Here is a 16,137-nt window from a genome sequence, read left to right on the forward strand (position 1 = left end):
CGCCGAGTGGATAGCTCGCGGTGTATTCGGCCACCGCCTTCTCCAGCGCGAAGCGGCTTTCCAGAGGCCGCGACTGTTTCGAGGCCCAAGCGCCGATGCGGCTGCCGCGCGGCCGCGTCGCGTAGTAGGCATCGGCCTCGGCATCGCTGACGATCTCCACCGGCCCGCGCACGCGCACCTGACGGCGCAGCGATTTCCAATGGAAGCACATCGCCGCCTTCATGCTGCCAAGAATCTCGCGGCCCTTGGCGCTCTCGAAATTCGTGTAGAAGACAAACCCGCTTTCGTCGAACCCCTTGAGCAGCACCATCCGCACATCAGGCATGCCGTCGGCATCGACGGTCGCCAGCGCCACGCCGTTGGGGTCGTTGGGCTCGCTTTTGGTCGCGTCCTCCAGCCATGTGGCAAAGAGGCGGAATGGCTCGGCGGCCTCGGTAAAGTCACCGCTTGTTAACTCAGTTTCGCTCATAGTTTTCCAAATTCTTACCGTTGGCGGAGGACTTTGCCTGTTGTCGCGCATCATGCAAGCTTTTGACAGCAGGCAAAGGAGCGGTTTCGCTTCGGCCAGCGGCAAGCTCATGGTCGCGGCCATGGTCCTTCCGCTTGCCGCTTGCGGCGCGGGCGGCTTCAGCCTTCAGAAGGCGGAAGTCGACCGTTCGATCGTCACGTCGAGCGCACCTGCCTCGCCCGCCGTGCCGGCGAACAGCGACAAGGACTCGGATCAAACCACCATCGGCAATGCCGTCTCTTCCGCCGATATCGAGGAACTCGGCGGCCAGGCGGTGCCGTGGGCGAATGCCGGCACCGGCTCGCGCGGCTCCATCACCGAGCTGGTCGAGTTGAAGGACAACGACCAGACTTGCCGCAGCTTCACCGCTTCGCGCGAAAGCTTCGACGGGGTCTCGCTGTTCAAGGGCGAGCTCTGCATGGCGGGCGCTGGCGGATGGCACATGCAGGACTTCAAGGCGCTCTGATTTTCGCCTGCCGATCTTGCCTTGCGCCACTGGAATTTCTTCCTATGCAAGCGCATATAGGGAGCAACCGTGGACTCATTTTCTCTTGCAGGCAGGAAGCATGCGCGACCCCTATGAGGTGCTGGGCGTTGCCAGGAACGCATCGGCCAAGGACATAAAATCGGCATACCGCAAGCTCGCCAAGAAGCATCATCCGGACCAGAATCCGAATGATCCCAAGGCGAAGGACCGTTTTGCCGCCGCCAACCAGGCCTACGAGATCGTCGGTGACGAGAAGACTCGCGCCGCCTATGATCGCGGCGAGATCGACGCCGACGGCAAGCCGAAATTCCAGGGTTTCGAGGGTGCCGCCGGAGGTGGCGATCCGTTCGCCGGATTCCGCCGCCAGCAGGGCCCGGGCGGCGCGCATTTCGAATTCCGCTCAGGCAGGCCGGGCGGCGATCCGTTCGATGGCAACAGCGACATCTTCAGCCAGATCTTCGGCGATGCCTTCTCCGGCGCCCGTGGCGCCGGCCCCAGCGGCGCGCGAACAGGCGACCGTCGCCAGCCGGCCCAGGCCGCTGACCTCAATGTCACGCTCGATGTCACCATCGAGGAGGCGGCCACCGCCGAGAAGGTGACGGCGATGTTCCCCGACGGTCGCAAGGTCGCCGTCAAGTTGCCGGCCTATGTCGAGGACGGTCAGACCATCCGTCTGAAGGGCCAGGGCGAGCAGGGGCCGGGTCAGCCGGGCGATGCGCTGGTCAAGATCCATTTCCGTCGCCACCCGCGCTACCGTGTCGAGGGCCGCGACCTGCACGCCGACCTGCCGGTGGCGCTGGCCGATGCCGTGCTGGGCGCCAAGGTTGCGGTCGAGACGCCGACCGGCCGCCTCGCGGTCAATGTCCCGGCATGGTCGAGCTCCGACAAGGTGCTGCGGCTCAAGGGCCGGGGCTTGCCGGAGAAAACCGGCGGCCATGGTGACCTCTACGTCCATGTCAGGCTGATGCTGCCCGAGGGCGGTGACAGCGAGTTGGAAGCGCTGATGCGCCGCCAAAACGGCTGACCTTCGAAGTTTTCTCCCCCGGACAGTCCGCTATGGGCGCTTGAAGGGGCCTTGTGCCTGTGCGATAGGGCTCTCCACAAAGCAGACATTCTTGCGGAGAACGCTCACATGGCGGGTGGACAGGGCCTTATGGCCGGCAAGCGCGGGCTGATCCTCGGCGTCGCGAACAATCGGTCGATCGCCTTCGGCATCGCCAAGGCCTGCGTCGATCACGGCGCCGAGATTGCGCTGACCTATCAGGGCGAAGCCTTCAAGAAGCGCGTCGAGCCGCTGGCGGCGGAACTCAACGCGCATGTCGCCGGTCATTGCGACGTCACCGATCCGGCAAGCCTCGATGCCGTTTTCGACGACATCGCCAAGCATTGGGGCAAGCTCGACTTCCTCGTCCACGCCATCGCCTTTTCCGACAAGGACGAGCTGACCGGCCGCTATGTCGAGACGACGCGCGACAATTTCTTGCGCACCATGGACATTTCGGTGTTTTCCTTCACCACCATCGCCAAGCGGGCCGAGCCGCTGATGGTCGATGGCGGCTCGCTGTTGACGCTGACCTATTACGGCGCCGAAAAAGTGATGCCGCACTACAACGTCATGGGTGTCGCCAAGGCTGCGCTTGAAGCGAGCGTCCGCTACCTCGCCGTCGACCTCGGCGCCAAGAAGATCCGCGTCAACGCCATCTCGGCCGGCCCGATCAAGACCCTTGCCGCCTCTGGCATCGGCGACTTCCGCTACATCCTGAAGTGGAACGAATACAATGCGCCGCTGAAGCAGACGGTCACCCAGGAAGAGGTCGGCGATTCAGGCGTCTATTTCCTGTCGGATCTGTCGCGCGGTGTCACCGGCGAGGTCCATCACGTCGATTCAGGCTACCATGTCGTCGGCATGAAGGCGGTCGACGCGCCCGATATCTCGACCGTCAAGGAATAGTCTCCTCGAGCTGGCATCCCCCCGCCTGCAGTCTGTCGTGATCTTTCGCCGGAAGACCTGATGTATCCGCTCGTCTACATCGTGCGCCACGGCCAGACGGAGTGGAATGCCGAGCGTCGACTGCAGGGCCAGGCAGACACCGACATAAACGCGCTGGGGCGCGAGCAGGCGACCCGGAATGGGATCCGACTGGCCGAGTTCGTCGACAATTCGGACGATTTCGACTTTGTCGCCAGCCCGATGCGGCGCACGCGCGAGACGATGGAGCGGTTGCGCGCGGCGATGGGTCTCGATCCGCTTGCCTACCGCACCGATCCGCTGCTGGTCGAAATAAGTTTCGGCGACTGGCAGGGCTTTACCTTCCGCGAGCTCGAGGCCAGGCTTCCCGGCTCGACGCAGGGGCGCCGCTTCGCCAAATGGGACTTCCAGCCGCCCGGCGAGGGCGCCGAGAGCTACCAGATGCTGCTCGAGCGGATAAAGCCATTCTTCGACGCCCTGGACCGGCAGACGGTCTGCGTCACTCATGGCGGCGTCATGCGCTGCCTGTTCCGCTTCGTCGAAGGCCTGTCCAAGCAGGAGGCGGCAAGCCTCGAAATCCCGCAGGACCGCTTGCTCCGGCTGCAGGGTCGGACCCTGGAGTGGTTGTAGGGCGGACTGTGGAAGGTGTGGCGATTCAGGTCAGGCCAGCATCATCTGAATCAATTCGCGTCACTGTCCGGCAACTGCATATCGGTGACCACGTTCTCGCCATTGGTCACGTCATAGGCAATCACAATGTCCATGCCCGGCTGCAGCGCGTCGAGATCGGTTTCGGCATTGAGCTTGTAGGACTTGCCGTCATCCAGTGTCAGCGTCAGCGTGTCCTTGTCGACCTTCTTGATCAGGCCTTCGGTCTGGCCGGCGAATGCAGCGGCGGTGGAAATCAGCAACATGGCGGCAACAGCGCCAATCAGGGTACGCATCGTCGTCCTCTTTGGTCATTGCGCCGGCACTATGGCGGCGGATCCTCAACGGCGGATGGAAGAGAGCAGAAACCAACCGAATGTGTCAAAACTAAATCCGCCGGATCACAGTTTGATGCACCGGATCACGGTTCGATCACTGTGGAAAACGCCAATGAGAGGTAGCCCTCAGTGGGCGCCGCCGGGCGGCAAGGAGAGCGGGGAGCCGGGAACGGACGTGTCGAGCCGTTGCTGCGCGAACGGCAGTCCGAGCCTAAAACTCATTGATGAGGCGCGAGCCGTCCAGCCGGGTTTGGGCGGCTCGACATATTTCGACAGGTGAATCTCCACCGAGCCGGCATTCTGCGGGCTGCCCAGTATCAGACGGACAAGTTTTTCGTTGGCGACAAATCTGTAGTCGCGGACGGGGAAAAGCCGCCTGCCATCGATCGTCGCGGACGTTTCGACTGTTATTGCATTGCTCTCAGGCGGAGCCTTCACGCCCACCAGATCGATTATCTGGATGGCATTGGGCTGTTGAACATCCAGCCTCACGGTTCTGTCTTCGGAGGTCGAGGCGAGTATCGGCACATCCCGACGCTGCGCGGTCACGGATGCGACGAGCAGGACTATGAGCGCGCCCGTCGCAACAGTGATTGCCTCCCTTCGGCCGAAAGCGGACGGCTTCAGCCTGTAGGCGACAATCCCCAACGCGATGGGAAACATCCACTTGTAGTAGTGGACGTTGAAATAGCGGAACATGCCGGTCGGGACGCTGTCCCGATAGCTCGCATAAACGATCAGATGCACGGCCATCATCAAGCCGGCCACCCGCATGAACAGGGGCTCCGGGAAAACGATCAGAACGATCGCAAGAACGACGGCGATGAACAGGATGGGGATCACGCTGATCCAATCGGCATTGAACTCCAGGAAATAGACCTGTGAGGCAACAAGAAGCGAAAAGAGCCGCTCCGGAACCTGGAAAATGTCGAAGCCAATTCCTCCTGCGACGGCCTGGAAATATGTGCCGGCCAGAGTTCCGGCGCTCAGGTAATTGAATGTTGCGAAGAACAGCACTGGCAAGGCAAACCCAGCCGCCCCGGCGCCTATGGAAACGATCCCGTTTCTGCGCGCGTCGGGTTCATTGCCCACTGCCATCGCCACGACAAGCGACGCATAGGCGATTGCAGCCGGAGCAGTCGTGGCGAAGTCCGCGGTACGAACGGGGATCTGGGCGCCGACAACAATGCCGAACAGGATCGCGTTGGTCGCGAAGGTCGATGCGGGGAGCGATGAATGCCTCAGCCGATCGAAGCGGTCGAGAAGTACAAGGGCCGCGGCGAGGAGGAACGCGCCAAGCGTGCTGGTCCACGGAACAACCCACTGAAGCCCGATGATCGGGTAACCGACCATGCCCGCCAATGTGAAAAGAGCTGCGGCGGCGGGCCCGAGGTGCGGTCGAAACAGGCGGAACACGAGCAGAAAGAAGCCGGCCATCAGCGCGAGGTTGACCAGATAGAAGGGGTGCATTTCCGAAATTGGTAGAAAGAGCGCGCCGAAGAGGGGATAAAGCGGCGGATAGAAATGCGATGCGGGCCTGAGATCGAGGACGGCGAAGGCCTTCGCGGACTTCCAGTAGAGACCCTGGTCAATCCATCCCCACCAGCCCAGCGGATATTGCGCATTGTTGCCGGGAACGGGGGGATAGGTCAAATATCTGTACTGATAGAGGCAAAACAGGACGACGAGCGCCAATGGCAACGCCCATGCGTTGACCAGTCTCAGGACTGAAGATCCGCGCATGGAATGTACCGGCTAGGTCTGAGCATGATCGCCGGCAACGATGGCGATGTTCGAACTGAAGGGACCGAGCTTGATCCCCGTCATCCAGATGCGCGGCGCCTTGGCTCCCGGCCATTCTCGCCCGATCAGGTCGCGGCTGAGAAAATCCATGTTCTCCGGCTTGGTCCAATAACCCATCGATGATTTGCCGAGCAGCGCGCGGAATGCGGATGGCGAATAATGCAGAAGCGGCAATCCGGTGTGATGTTCGACCGGGAACCAGCGGTTGGGGACGGTGATGAAGACGGAGCGGGCAACCCGCAGGTGCTCCAGGATGAATTGCCTGCGCTCTTGCACGCCTCCAACATGCTCCAGCACCGCGTTGGACGTCGCTATGTCGAATGACTTGTCGGCAAAAGGCAGCGGCTCGTTGGGAATGATTTGCCGGAAGGTGGCGGAGGGGTAACGTGCCTTGACCTGCTCGCCGGTTCCGATCCCGGCGCAAGTCACTTTTTCTGGCCACGGGTAGGACTTTTCGAGGAAATTGGCGCCTTCATTCTCGTCGTCGGAAACGCCGATATCGAGAACGGTCGTTTGCGGGGAGGGGCGCATCTGTTCAATGAACAGATTGAACATGTTCCGCCTGGCGGTCTTGAGCAGGCGCATCGCAAACGCATTCGATGCCCCGTCGCGATAAAAGACGGAGTCGATATTCTCGTCTCGGGGCGCCCGATCCTGATCAGCGGCCATTTCCATCACCCCAGGCTTCGATGGCCGTTGAAAACTATTCGGTCGTACAGAGCGTAGTTGACGACGAGGCCTGCAATCGCGCCGAGGAGATACGCGGGCACATGGTAGAAATTGGCGTCAATCTTACTGGCCTCGTTCAACACGATGAGGTTCGCACCCATCCCGACGAAGGATGCAATCAGATATTTGCCGTACTCGGCAGTTCTGTTTTGCATGCGGCCGTCAATGAAAGTCATGCTCCGGTTGAGAGCCCAGGTTACCGTCATCGCGACCAGGCTTGCTAGCACGCGGGCGGCGATAATCGAGCCGCCAAAACCGTACACGAAGCCGAAGAACACGGCCCCGTCAGTAACGAACCCAATGCCTCCGGCAAAAATGAAGCGCGCTATTTTCGCGCTCGTCACGCTCACCGCTGCACCGATCGGTAGGATAGATAGGCAAGCAGCTTCGCCTCCTTGCGGCCGCGCGCGACGCTATCGAGAATGAGGCCGGCGAACACCGAAAGGAATGCGAGGATCATTGCCGCCGATACGGCTATCAAGGTCGGGAAACGAGGCACCAATCCAGTGGAGAGATAGTTGAGGAAAACGGGTGTGCCGAATCCAATTGCTATCAGCGCCAGAACCGCGGCGATCGACAGGAAAAACGGAAGCGGCAGCAGGTCGCGGATCAGGTGGAAAATCACCCACAGGATGCGAAAGCCGTCTTTGTAGGTCGCCAGTTTGCTCAGCGAGCCCGCAGGCCGCTCCTTGTAGTGCGTTTCGACCTCGCTCATGGGAACTCCGAGTTCCAGCGCATGTATGAGGAGTTCGGTCTCGATCTCAAAGCCTGCGCTTACCGCCGGAAAGGTCTTTACAAACCGGCGTGACAGAGCCTTGTAGCCGGACAGCATGTCTCGACTTTGGTCGCCGAAGAACAGCGAAACAAGCGATGTAAGCAGACGGTTTCCGATCAGGTGGCCCGGTCTATATGCCTGCTTGCTGGCATGAATGCGCACCCCGTTCACCTTGTCGTATGGCCCGGACAGGAGCTCGCGGATCATGGCAGGCGCCTCGGAAGCATCGTATGTCGCATCGCCATCGACGATAAGATAGGCGTCGGCGTCAATATCGGAAAACATTCGCCGCACCACGTTGCCCTTGCCTTGCCGGCGCTCGCTGCGAACGATCGCGCCGGCGGACGCGGCTACCGCTGCCGTGTCGTCGATCGAGTTGTTGTCGTAGACATAGATGCGGGCGTTTGGCAGAGACTGGCGAAACTCGGACACCACGGTCGCGATCGTCGCGGCCTCATTGTAGCAGGGTATGAGCACCGCGACTTCTATGTCGTCATGCGCGCTGCCCGGATGCCTGGCCTGTTCCGTCAGCGGCAGGTCGACGCGATGCGCGCCTCGCGTGCCGACGCCATATTCCCGACTGACAGCCAAGTTCGCTCCGAAGATTGTCCGGCACGCTAGCTAGCCGATACTGGCGGCCTTGCCAATCCCAAAAGGAAATCCTAGCTCCACCGCCCCCAATCACGCGGCTGCCTTACTTGCACGATCCATAAGATACTGGAGAGACCGCCTGCCCGACCTCGCTGGCTTCATAGGATAGCCGGGAAACAACAGCGGCTATAGATCGACCGGCACGGCGTTTGTTGTTCAGCCCGATGCCGAGATGGTGGCTCAGCGAGGGTTGCGGCGCAGTGGTTCGACATCGGACGATGCCGCCGTAGCGCCGAAATCATCCATCATGCTGGATCCGCCGGTTTGACCACTGTGGAAAACGCCAATAGAAGGCAGCGTGCAGCGCCGCGCGTCCTTTTGGGCGCGCAGAGGACGCTGCGCCACCGAGAAGATTACCGGCTCCGCCGCCGGGCAGGGCGCTTTTCCATGTCTCACAACACGTTCGGCCATCTTTTCCGCGTCACCACCTGGGGCGAAAGCCATGGGCCGGCACTCGGCTGCGTTGTCGACGGCTGTCCGCCCGGCATCCGCTTCACCCGAGCGGAAATCCAGGCCGAACTCGACAAGCGCCGGCCCGGCCAGTCGCGTTTCGTGACGCAGCGTCGCGAGCCGGATGAGGTCAAAGTCCTCTCCGGCTTCATCCTCGACGAGGACGGCGAGACGATGATCACCACCGGCACGCCTGTCTCGATGCTGATCGAGAATGTCGACCAGCGCTCGAAGGACTATGGCGAGATCGCCCGCCAGTACCGGCCGGGCCATGCCGACTACACTTACGAGGTCAAATACGGCCTGCGCGATTACCGTGGCGGCGGCCGCTCCTCGGCGCGCGAGACGGCGGCGCGGGTGGCGGCCGGCGCGCTCGCCCGCAAGGTCGTGCCCGGTATGATGGTGCGCGGCGCACTGGTCTCGATGGGTGAAAAATCCATCGATCGCGCCAACTGGAACTGGAACTTCATCGGCGATGCGGAAAATCCGTTCTTCACGCCGGATCCGGCGTCGGTTCCCGTCTTCACCCAATATCTCGACGGCATCCGCAAGGCGGGTTCCTCCGTCGGCGCCGTCATCGAAATCGTCGCAGAGGGCGTTCCAGCCGGTCTCGGCGCGCCGATCTATGCCAAGCTCGATCAGGACATCGCGTCCGGCCTGATGTCGATCAACGCCGTCAAGGGCGTCGAGATCGGCAATGGCTTCGAGGCCGCCCGCATCACCGGCGAACAGAATGCCGACGAGATGCGCATCGGCAATGACGGCAAGCCGGTTTTCCTGTCGAACAATGCCGGCGGCATCCTGGGCGGCATCTCGACCGGGCAGGCGATCGTCGCCCGTTTCGCCGTCAAGCCGACCTCCTCGATTCTGACCCCGCGCAAATCGATCGACAAGGACGGCAACGACGTGGAGGTGATGACCAAGGGCCGCCACGACCCTTGCGTCGGCATCCGCGCTGTGCCGATCGGCGAGGCGATGGTTGCCTGCGCGATTGCCGATCACTATCTGCGGCACAGAGGACAGACGGGGAAGGGAGTAGGGCAGTAGGGCAGTAGGGCAGTAGGGCAGTAGGGCTAGCTCGCGCTCCGACGCCGAACTTTTCGCTTTCCCCTGCTCCCTTACTGCCCTATTCCCCTACTCCCTTGCGAGCAAAGCGAGCGCACAATGCCATACGACCAAAAGAAGATCGTCGAAGCCATCCGCGCCTTCGAGCGCGGCGAGATCGTCGTGGTCATGGACGATGACGGGCGCGAGAACGAAGGCGACCTGATCGTCGCCGCAGTCCACTGCACGCCGGAGAAGATGGCCTTCATCGTGCGCAATACCTCCGGCATCGTCTGCACGCCGATGCCGCGCGAGGAAGCCAAGCGCCTCAACCTGGCGCCAATGGTGGCCGACAATGACTCCGCCCACACCACCGCCTTCACCGTCAGCGTCGACTTCAAGCACGGCACCACGACCGGCATTTCCGCCGACGACCGCACGCTCACCGTCCGCAACCTCGCCAACGGCAATGTCGGCGCCTCCGATTTCGTCCGCCCCGGCCATATCTTTCCGCTGATTGCGCGCGAAGGCGGCGTCCTGATGCGCTCCGGCCATACCGAGGCCGCCGTCGACCTTTGCAAGCTCGCCGGCCTGCCGCCGATCGGCGTCATCTCCGAGTTGGTCAACGATGACGGCACGGTCAAGCGCGGTCCCGAAGTGCAGGCCTTCGCCGTGGCGCACGGCCTGAAGCAGGTTTCGGTGGCCGATCTCATCGCCTACCGGCAGCGCAAGGAAACGCTGGTCGAGCGCGTCGCCTGCTCCGACATCGACACGCTCGGCGGCAAGGCTCAGGTCTTCACCTACACATTGCCCTGGGATTCCATGCACCACGTCGCGGTTGTCTTCGGCGATATCCGCGACGGTGAGGAGGTTCCGGTGCGCCTGCACTCCGAGGATGTCGTGACCGACGTGTTCGGCACCAGCCATCGGCTCGACGCCATCATGAAGGCGATGGGCGAGCGCGGGCGCGGCGTTATCGTCTACCTGCGCGAGGGCTCAGTTGGCGTTGCCCACCAGGAGCGCAAGCGGCCGGCAAGCGGCGATCGTGAAGACCACGAAGAAGCTCGCCGCCGCGAGAACGAATGGCGCGAGATCGGCCTCGGCGCGCAGATCCTCAAGGATCTCGGCATTTCCTCGATCAACCTTATCGCCTCGCGCGAGCGCCACTATGTAGGCCTTGAAGGCTTCGGCATCCACATCGCCAAGACTGAGATCCTTTAAGGCAGGTCGGCTCCGGGCTGGAAGCGGATGAACGTGTCACTGCCTTCCAGCCAGCGTAGCGGAAGGCTGCTGCTGCGCCGGCCGGCAACATCCGACCTGGCTTTCCTGACCGACCTCTTCTCACGCCATGAGCTTGTCGCGCATCGTCCCGATCCGACGAGGATCCAGGGCCGGTCGCCTGGGGACGGGAACGGCCTCGGCTTCATTGCGCGGGAACGGCGCTCGCTTCGCATCCGGTGAGATCGCAATGCGGCCCGGCCAGGCTGCGCTGGCCGATGAGCACCGTCGTCAGCGCGATCACCCCCGCTGCCACCGACACAAGGAAGCCGCTCTGGGCGCCGAACGCATCCACCACGGCGCCGGCGGCGAAGGAGCCGAGCGCCATGCCGATGCCGATTCCGGTCATCACCCAGGTCACTCCCTCGGTCAGCATCGCTTCCGGCACGCGCCGCTCGATCAGTCCGAAGGCGGTGATGAAGGTCGGCGAGATCGCGACGCCGCTGACGAAGACGGCGAGCGCGAGCAGCGGCACCGTGCTGGCAACGAGGAGCGGCAGGGTGGTGAGCGCGATCACGGCGACCGCAATGGCCAACTGGCGTTGCAGCGGCATTTTCAGGTTGAGCGCGCCGATGATGATGCCGAGGATGAACGAGCCGAGCGCATAGACGCCAATGACCAGGCTTGCCGCTTCCGGCTGGCCGAGCTCCTCGGTGATCGCCACCGTGCTCACTTCCGTGGTGGCGAAGGTCGCGCCAATGAAGATCAGCGCGAAGGTTATGATCTGAACCGGCCGCAGGCGGATCGCCGAGCCGCGCGCACCATGCTCCGCCGGCCGCACGCCGGGTTCGGTCGCACGCTGCAGGATGAAGGCTGCCGAGCCGAAGCCGAGGAACAGGGTGCTTGCAAGCATGCCTGCTTCCGGGAAGAGCGCAGTGCTCAATCCCACCGACAACGATGCCCCGGCGATATAGACCAACTCGTCCGCCGCCGACTCGAAGGCGAAAGCGGTGTTCAGCTCCGGGCGATCCCGGAAGATCTCCGTCCAGCGGGCGCGCACCATCGCCGGGATGCTGGGCATGGCCGCGGCAAGCAGCGCCGAAGCAAACAGCGTCCATATCGGCCAGTCCTGGTTGGCCGCCGCGATCAGCGCTGCGAAGGCGAGCACGGAGATCACCGTCGTCGGCACGACGATGCGCGTCTGGCCGAGGCGGTCCACCAGCCGGGAGATCTGCGGCGCAAGGAAAGCGTTGACCAGCGCGAAGCTCGCCGAAACGGCGCCGGCCAGCCAGTATTCGCCATGGGTCTGCGACAGCATGGCGACGATGCCGATCGGCGCCATGGCGATTGGCAGGCGGGCCACGAAACCGGCCGCGGCGAAGCCCTTGCTTCCGGGAGCTCGAAAGATTTCCGAATAGGGATTCTGCATGGTCTGGGTCCTCGACAAGGGAAGGATCGACAATTACATACGCTGCGTATGAATTCAGATAGATCATACGCCGCGTATGTCAATTGGCATACGAAGCGTATGTGAATAGGGCCAGACCGCATGCACCGACCTCGCAAGGAGATGATCGCCGAGACGCGCGCCAAGCTGATCGCGGCCGCCCGCCACGCTTTCGGCACCATCGGCTACGCGGACGCCTCGATGGATGATTTCACCGCCTCTGCCGGGCTGACGCGCGGCGCGCTCTATCACCACTTCGGCGACAAGCGGGGATTGCTGCAGGCGGTCATCGCCGAGATCGACGGGGAGATGGCTGCCCGGGTGAACGAGGTGGCAGCGAGGGCGCCGACCCGCTGGCAGCATTTCGTCGACGAATGCACCACTTACATCGAACTGGCGCTGGAGCCGGAAATCCAGCGCATCATGTTCCGCGATGCCCCGGCGGTGCTGGGTGATCCGGCCCAGTGGCCGAACGCCAGCGCATGCACGGCGTCAATGACCGATCACCTGACCAGGCTGCAGGAGGAAGGCGTGGTCGTGGCCGACCTCGACCCCGAGACCACGGCGCGGCTGATCAACGGCGCCAGCAGCCAGGCTGCGCAGCGGATCGCCAATTCGCAGGATCCGGAAGCGACGTCGAAAAAGGCGGTGGCGGCGTTCAAGCAACTGCTCGAGGGGCTGCGCAAGGAGCCCTGAGCGAACGGGTCAGCAACCATGACGCGCGGTTTGTACACCGGTTTTGGGCCGGCGCGGCGCCGCCAAGATTGACAATCGCCGGGGCGAGCGCATCCTCCTCTACCATCTCTGAGGCGGGAGAGTCGGGCCATGTGGGACTTCAGCATCGGCCGGTCGGTGTCCATCATGATCAGGACATGGCCTTTCATCGTCTTTCGCATGATCGTCTATTTCGGCATCACGCTGGCCTACATTATGGCGACCGGCACCGGCGCCAGCGTCGGCTATGGCGTCGGCCACATCTCCACCGACCCCGAGGGGCCGCTCTCCTTCGCGCTGTGGGGCGGGGTGGTCGGCTTCGGCGTCGTGTCCGTAGCGGTCTACTGGATCCGCGAATACATCCTCTACGTCCTCAAGGCCGGGCATATCGCCGTCATGGTCCATCTGATCGACGGCCAGGACGTTCCCGACGGCCAGAACCAGATCTCCTATGCCAGGGCCGTGGTGACCGAGCGCTTCGCCGAGGCCAATGTGCTGTTCGTGATCGACCAGCTGGTCAAGGGCGCCATCCGCGCCATCACCGGCCTCATCGGCGGCATCGCCGCCTTCCTGCCCATTCCCGGTCTCAACGGCCTTGTCAGCTTCATCAACACGGTGATCCGCATGTCGCTGACCTATGTCGACGAGATCATCCTCGGCTACAACATCCGCATCAACTCCACCTCGCCCTTCGAGACGGCGAGGCAAGGCGTCGTGCTCTACGCGCAGAACGGCAAGACCATGGTCAAGAACGCGGTCTGGCTGGCGGTGATCATGTGGGGCGTGTCCTTCGTGATCTTCCTGCTCATGCTGGCGCCAGCCGGCGCCATTCTCTGGGCCATGCCGGGCCAGCTTGGCGGCTGGGCCTTCGTTCTGGCCATCGTCTTTGCCTGGGCCTTCAAGGCAGCCTTCATCGAGCCCTTCGCCATCGCCTCTCTGATGCAGGTCTATTTCGCCACCATCGAAGGCCAGGTGCCCAATCCCGACTGGGACCGCCGGCTGGCGGAAGCCTCCTCGAAATTCCGTGAACTGAAGGACAAGGCGCTGGCGTCCTTCGGCGGCTCGCGCTGGACGCAGCCGGCACCCCAATAGCCGAACCCTTGCCTAATCTCTGTTGAACGTGCCCCTTTGGTGGCGCGAAAACATGGCCAAACCGGTCTTGCGCGCCTATATCGGGGCATGGCTACCCGTCTCTACACTCACCCGGTCTTCCTCGAACACCTCACCCCGCCCGGCCACCCGGAGCGGCCCGACCGCCTGCGCGCTGTCGAGCGCGTGCTTGACGACGAGGCATTTTCGGCGCTTGACCGCGTCAAGGCGCCGGAAGGCGACGAGGCCACCATTCTTTATGCGCATCCGGAGGATTTCGTCGCGCGCGTGCGCGCCGCGATCCCTGAGACCGGCATTGTCTCGATCGATGCCGACACCAGCGCCAGCCCGAAGAGCTGGCAGGCGGCGGTAACGGCGATCGGCGCCGCCAACGCCGCCGTGGATGATGTCTTCGAAGGCCGCGCCGCCAATGTCTTCGTCGCTGCTCGCCCGCCTGGCCACCACGCCGAAAAGACCACCGCCATGGGCTTTTGCCTGTTCAACACCGCGGCGATCGCTGCTCGTTACGCGCAGAAGCAGCACCAGGCCGAGCGTGTCGCCATCGTCGACTGGGACGTGCATCACGGCAACGGCACGCAGGACATCTTCTGGGACGATCCGTCGGTGCTGTACTGCTCGACGCACCAGATGCCGCTTTACCCGGGCACCGGTGCCAGGAGCGAAACCGGCGCCGGCAACATCGTCAACGCGCCGCTGGCGCCTCGCACCGGCAGCGACACGTTTCGCGATGCCTTCCTGTCGCGCGTGCTGCCGTCGATCGACAATTTCGCGCCCGACCTGATCATCATTTCCGCCGGATTCGACGCCCACCATCGCGATCCGCTGGCCGAGATCAACCTGACCGAGGAGGATTTCGACTGGGCGACCGGCCAGCTGATGGAGCGCGCCGGGCGCCATAGCGGCAACCGGCTCGTCAGCCTGCTCGAGGGCGGCTACGATCTGCAGGGATTGGCATTTTCGGTCGCCGCCCATGTCGGGCGGCTGATGAAGGGATAGAGTATGGCAGGCGAAAGCAACGAGGACGTCAAGGCGATGAGCTTCGAGCAGGCGCTCGACGCGCTGGAAAAGATCGTCGATGATCTGGAACGTGGTGACGTGCCGCTCGACCAGTCGATCCGCATCTATGAGCGCGGCGAGGCGCTGAAGGCGCATTGCGACCGGCTGCTCAAGGCGGCCGAAGACAAGGTCGAGAAGATCAGGCTGTCGCGTGACGGCAAGCCGGTCGGCACGGAGCCATTGGACGCGGATTAGTCCGCACGGGGCGGGGCAGAGGAAAGCAGGCAGGAATCCAAGCGATGTGCCGAAACATCAAGACCTTGTTCAACTTCGAACCGCCGGCGACCAATGATGAGGTCCATGACGCAGCCTTGCAATTCGTGCGCAAGCTGAGTGGCTCGACCAAGCCCTCCAAGCGCAATGAGCATGCCTTCAACCATGCGGTCGAGGCGATTGCGGCCGCGGCGCGAGAGTTGCTTGATTCGCTTGAAACGACACAGACTCCGCGCAATCGCGAGGAAGAGGCGGCCAAGGCAAAGGCCAGATCCGCCCTCCGTTTCGCCTGAGGGATCGGATGAGCTTCTTTCCGGGAAACGATCCTGAGCCCGGCGATTCGTTCGCCTGCGACCAGATCGAACTGATGGTCATTCCCAACGCCAAGGACATTGGCGGCTTCGAGGTTCGCCGCGCCCTGCCCACCGCGAAACGCCGTCTGGTCGGGCCGTTCATCTTCTTCGACCGCATGGGGCCGGCCATCCTGCGCGCCGGCCACGCCATCGATGTCCGCCCGCATCCACATATCGGGCTTTCCACCGTCACCTATTTGTTCGACGGCAAGATCAGACATCGCGACTCGCTCGGTACCGAAATGGTCATCGCACCGGGCGACGTGAACCTGATGACCGCCGGGCGCGGCATCGTCCATTCCGAGCGCACGCCTGAGGAATTGCGTGGCGCGCCGATGTCGATCTCCGGCCTGCAGACCTGGCTGGCGCTGCCCGACGGCAAGGAGGAAGTCGCCCCGGTCTTCCAGAACACCGCGGTGATGCGCCTGCCCGAGATCGATGCTGAAGGCGTCAGCGGTCGCGTCGTCATCGGCGACTTTTCTGGACTGCGCTCACCGGTTTCGACCGCCTCGGACACCCTTTATGCCGATCTGAGGCTGGCGCCAGCCGCCAGCCTCAGATCGGCATAAAGGGTGTCCGAGGCGGTCGAAACCGGTGAGCGCAGTCCAGAAAAGTCGCCGATGA

18 protein-coding genes and 1 pseudogene are annotated in these 16,137 nt (G+C 63.0%); 12 read left to right on the forward strand and 7 right to left on the reverse strand.

Annotated features, from left to right (window positions below; genetic code table 11):
- A partial coding sequence (pdxH, locus tag EN745_RS14385) for a pyridoxamine 5'-phosphate oxidase (protein ID WP_127421576.1) occupies nucleotides 1-469 on the reverse strand: 469 nt, incomplete at its 3' end.
- 40 nt (nucleotides 470-509) lie between these two features.
- Here pdxH and EN745_RS14390 point away from each other — a divergent pair.
- From EN745_RS14390 to EN745_RS14405, 4 genes are all read left to right on the forward strand, one after another.
- Complete coding sequence (locus tag EN745_RS14390) at nucleotides 510-974, forward strand: RT0821/Lpp0805 family surface protein (protein ID WP_126055945.1); 465 nt, start codon at nucleotides 510-512, stop codon at nucleotides 972-974.
- 100 nt (nucleotides 975-1,074) lie between these two features.
- A complete protein-coding gene (locus EN745_RS14395) occupies nucleotides 1,075-2,019 on the forward strand; it encodes a J domain-containing protein (protein WP_127421577.1) in 945 nt (314 codons plus the stop codon).
- Between the two features lie 108 nt (nucleotides 2,020-2,127).
- Nucleotides 2,128-2,946, forward strand: a complete 819-nt coding sequence (fabI, locus tag EN745_RS14400) for an enoyl-ACP reductase FabI (protein ID WP_126055943.1) — start codon at nucleotides 2,128-2,130, stop codon at nucleotides 2,944-2,946.
- 60 nt (nucleotides 2,947-3,006) lie between these two features.
- Nucleotides 3,007-3,594 carry a histidine phosphatase family protein gene (locus EN745_RS14405; RefSeq protein WP_126055942.1) on the forward strand — a complete coding sequence of 196 codons (588 nt, stop codon included), beginning with the start codon at nucleotides 3,007-3,009 and terminating at the stop codon, nucleotides 3,592-3,594.
- A gap of 50 nt (nucleotides 3,595-3,644) precedes the next feature.
- Here the strand turns inward: EN745_RS14405 and EN745_RS14410 are convergent, their stop codons facing one another.
- The 5 genes from EN745_RS14410 to EN745_RS14430 all read right to left on the reverse strand — a co-directional run bounded on the left by EN745_RS14410 (nucleotide 3,645) and on the right by EN745_RS14430 (nucleotide 7,746).
- On the reverse strand, nucleotides 3,645-3,908 hold the full coding sequence (locus EN745_RS14410; protein ID WP_126055941.1) for a DUF1344 domain-containing protein: 264 nt from the start codon (nucleotides 3,906-3,908) through the stop codon (nucleotides 3,645-3,647).
- 168 nt (nucleotides 3,909-4,076) lie between these two features.
- Entirely contained in the window at nucleotides 4,077-5,645 is a 1,569-nt protein-coding gene (locus EN745_RS14415) for a hypothetical protein (protein WP_127421578.1), read from the reverse strand.
- A gap of 60 nt (nucleotides 5,646-5,705) precedes the next feature.
- A complete protein-coding gene (locus EN745_RS14420; protein ID WP_127421579.1) occupies nucleotides 5,706-6,422 on the reverse strand; it encodes a methyltransferase domain-containing protein in 717 nt (238 codons plus the stop codon).
- 5 nt (nucleotides 6,423-6,427) lie between these two features.
- Nucleotides 6,428-6,832 (reverse strand): GtrA family protein, encoded by a 405-nt coding sequence (locus EN745_RS14425; RefSeq protein ID WP_189363051.1) that lies wholly within the window; start codon nucleotides 6,830-6,832, stop codon nucleotides 6,428-6,430.
- Nucleotides 6,829-7,746, reverse strand: coding sequence for a glycosyltransferase family 2 protein (locus EN745_RS14430; RefSeq protein ID WP_126059183.1), 918 nt, complete (start codon nucleotides 7,744-7,746; stop codon nucleotides 6,829-6,831). Before EN745_RS14430 ends, EN745_RS14425 begins: the two co-directional genes overlap by 4 nt.
- Before the next feature lie 549 nt (nucleotides 7,747-8,295).
- Here EN745_RS14430 and aroC point away from each other — a divergent pair.
- A complete protein-coding gene (gene aroC / locus EN745_RS14435; RefSeq protein ID WP_127405917.1) occupies nucleotides 8,296-9,405 on the forward strand; it encodes a chorismate synthase in 1,110 nt (369 codons plus the stop codon).
- A gap of 117 nt (nucleotides 9,406-9,522) precedes the next feature.
- Complete coding sequence (gene ribB, locus EN745_RS14440; protein WP_126055936.1) at nucleotides 9,523-10,623, forward strand: 3,4-dihydroxy-2-butanone-4-phosphate synthase; 1,101 nt, start codon at nucleotides 9,523-9,525, stop codon at nucleotides 10,621-10,623.
- Between the two features lie 202 nt (nucleotides 10,624-10,825).
- Here the strand turns inward: ribB and EN745_RS14450 are convergent, their stop codons facing one another.
- Nucleotides 10,826-12,049 (reverse strand): MFS transporter, encoded by a 1,224-nt coding sequence (locus tag EN745_RS14450; RefSeq protein WP_126055935.1) that lies wholly within the window; start codon nucleotides 12,047-12,049, stop codon nucleotides 10,826-10,828.
- A gap of 120 nt (nucleotides 12,050-12,169) precedes the next feature.
- On the opposite strand from EN745_RS14450, the gene EN745_RS14455 reads away from it, so the two are divergent.
- The 6 genes and pseudogenes from EN745_RS14455 to EN745_RS14480 all read left to right on the forward strand — a co-directional run.
- Nucleotides 12,170-12,763: a TetR/AcrR family transcriptional regulator gene (locus EN745_RS14455; RefSeq protein ID WP_127421581.1), complete on the forward strand. Its 594-nt coding sequence runs from the start codon at nucleotides 12,170-12,172 to the stop codon at nucleotides 12,761-12,763.
- Between the two features lie 129 nt (nucleotides 12,764-12,892).
- Nucleotides 12,893-13,873, forward strand: coding sequence for a hypothetical protein (locus EN745_RS14460; RefSeq protein WP_127407104.1), 981 nt, complete (start codon nucleotides 12,893-12,895; stop codon nucleotides 13,871-13,873).
- An 87-nt stretch (nucleotides 13,874-13,960) separates the two neighbouring features.
- A complete protein-coding gene (locus tag EN745_RS14465) occupies nucleotides 13,961-14,887 on the forward strand; it encodes a histone deacetylase family protein (protein WP_127421582.1) in 927 nt (308 codons plus the stop codon).
- A 3-nt stretch (nucleotides 14,888-14,890) separates the two neighbouring features.
- Nucleotides 14,891-15,142 carry an exodeoxyribonuclease VII small subunit gene (locus tag EN745_RS14470; RefSeq protein ID WP_126055931.1) on the forward strand — a complete coding sequence of 84 codons (252 nt, stop codon included), beginning with the start codon at nucleotides 14,891-14,893 and terminating at the stop codon, nucleotides 15,140-15,142.
- A gap of 44 nt (nucleotides 15,143-15,186) precedes the next feature.
- The gene (locus EN745_RS14475) at nucleotides 15,187-15,453 is read left to right on the forward strand and encodes a DUF2277 domain-containing protein (RefSeq protein WP_126055930.1); all 267 of its coding nucleotides are present in this window, start codon (nucleotides 15,187-15,189) and stop codon (nucleotides 15,451-15,453) included.
- Between the two features lie 8 nt (nucleotides 15,454-15,461).
- A pseudogene (locus EN745_RS14480) lies at nucleotides 15,462-16,073 on the forward strand (pirin family protein); the annotation flags it as partial.
- Between the last annotated feature and the right edge of the window lie 64 nt (nucleotides 16,074-16,137).

Source organism: Mesorhizobium sp. M4A.F.Ca.ET.022.05.2.1, from assembly GCF_003998845.1.
In the GTDB taxonomy this organism is placed as follows: domain Bacteria; phylum Pseudomonadota; class Alphaproteobacteria; order Rhizobiales; family Rhizobiaceae; genus Mesorhizobium.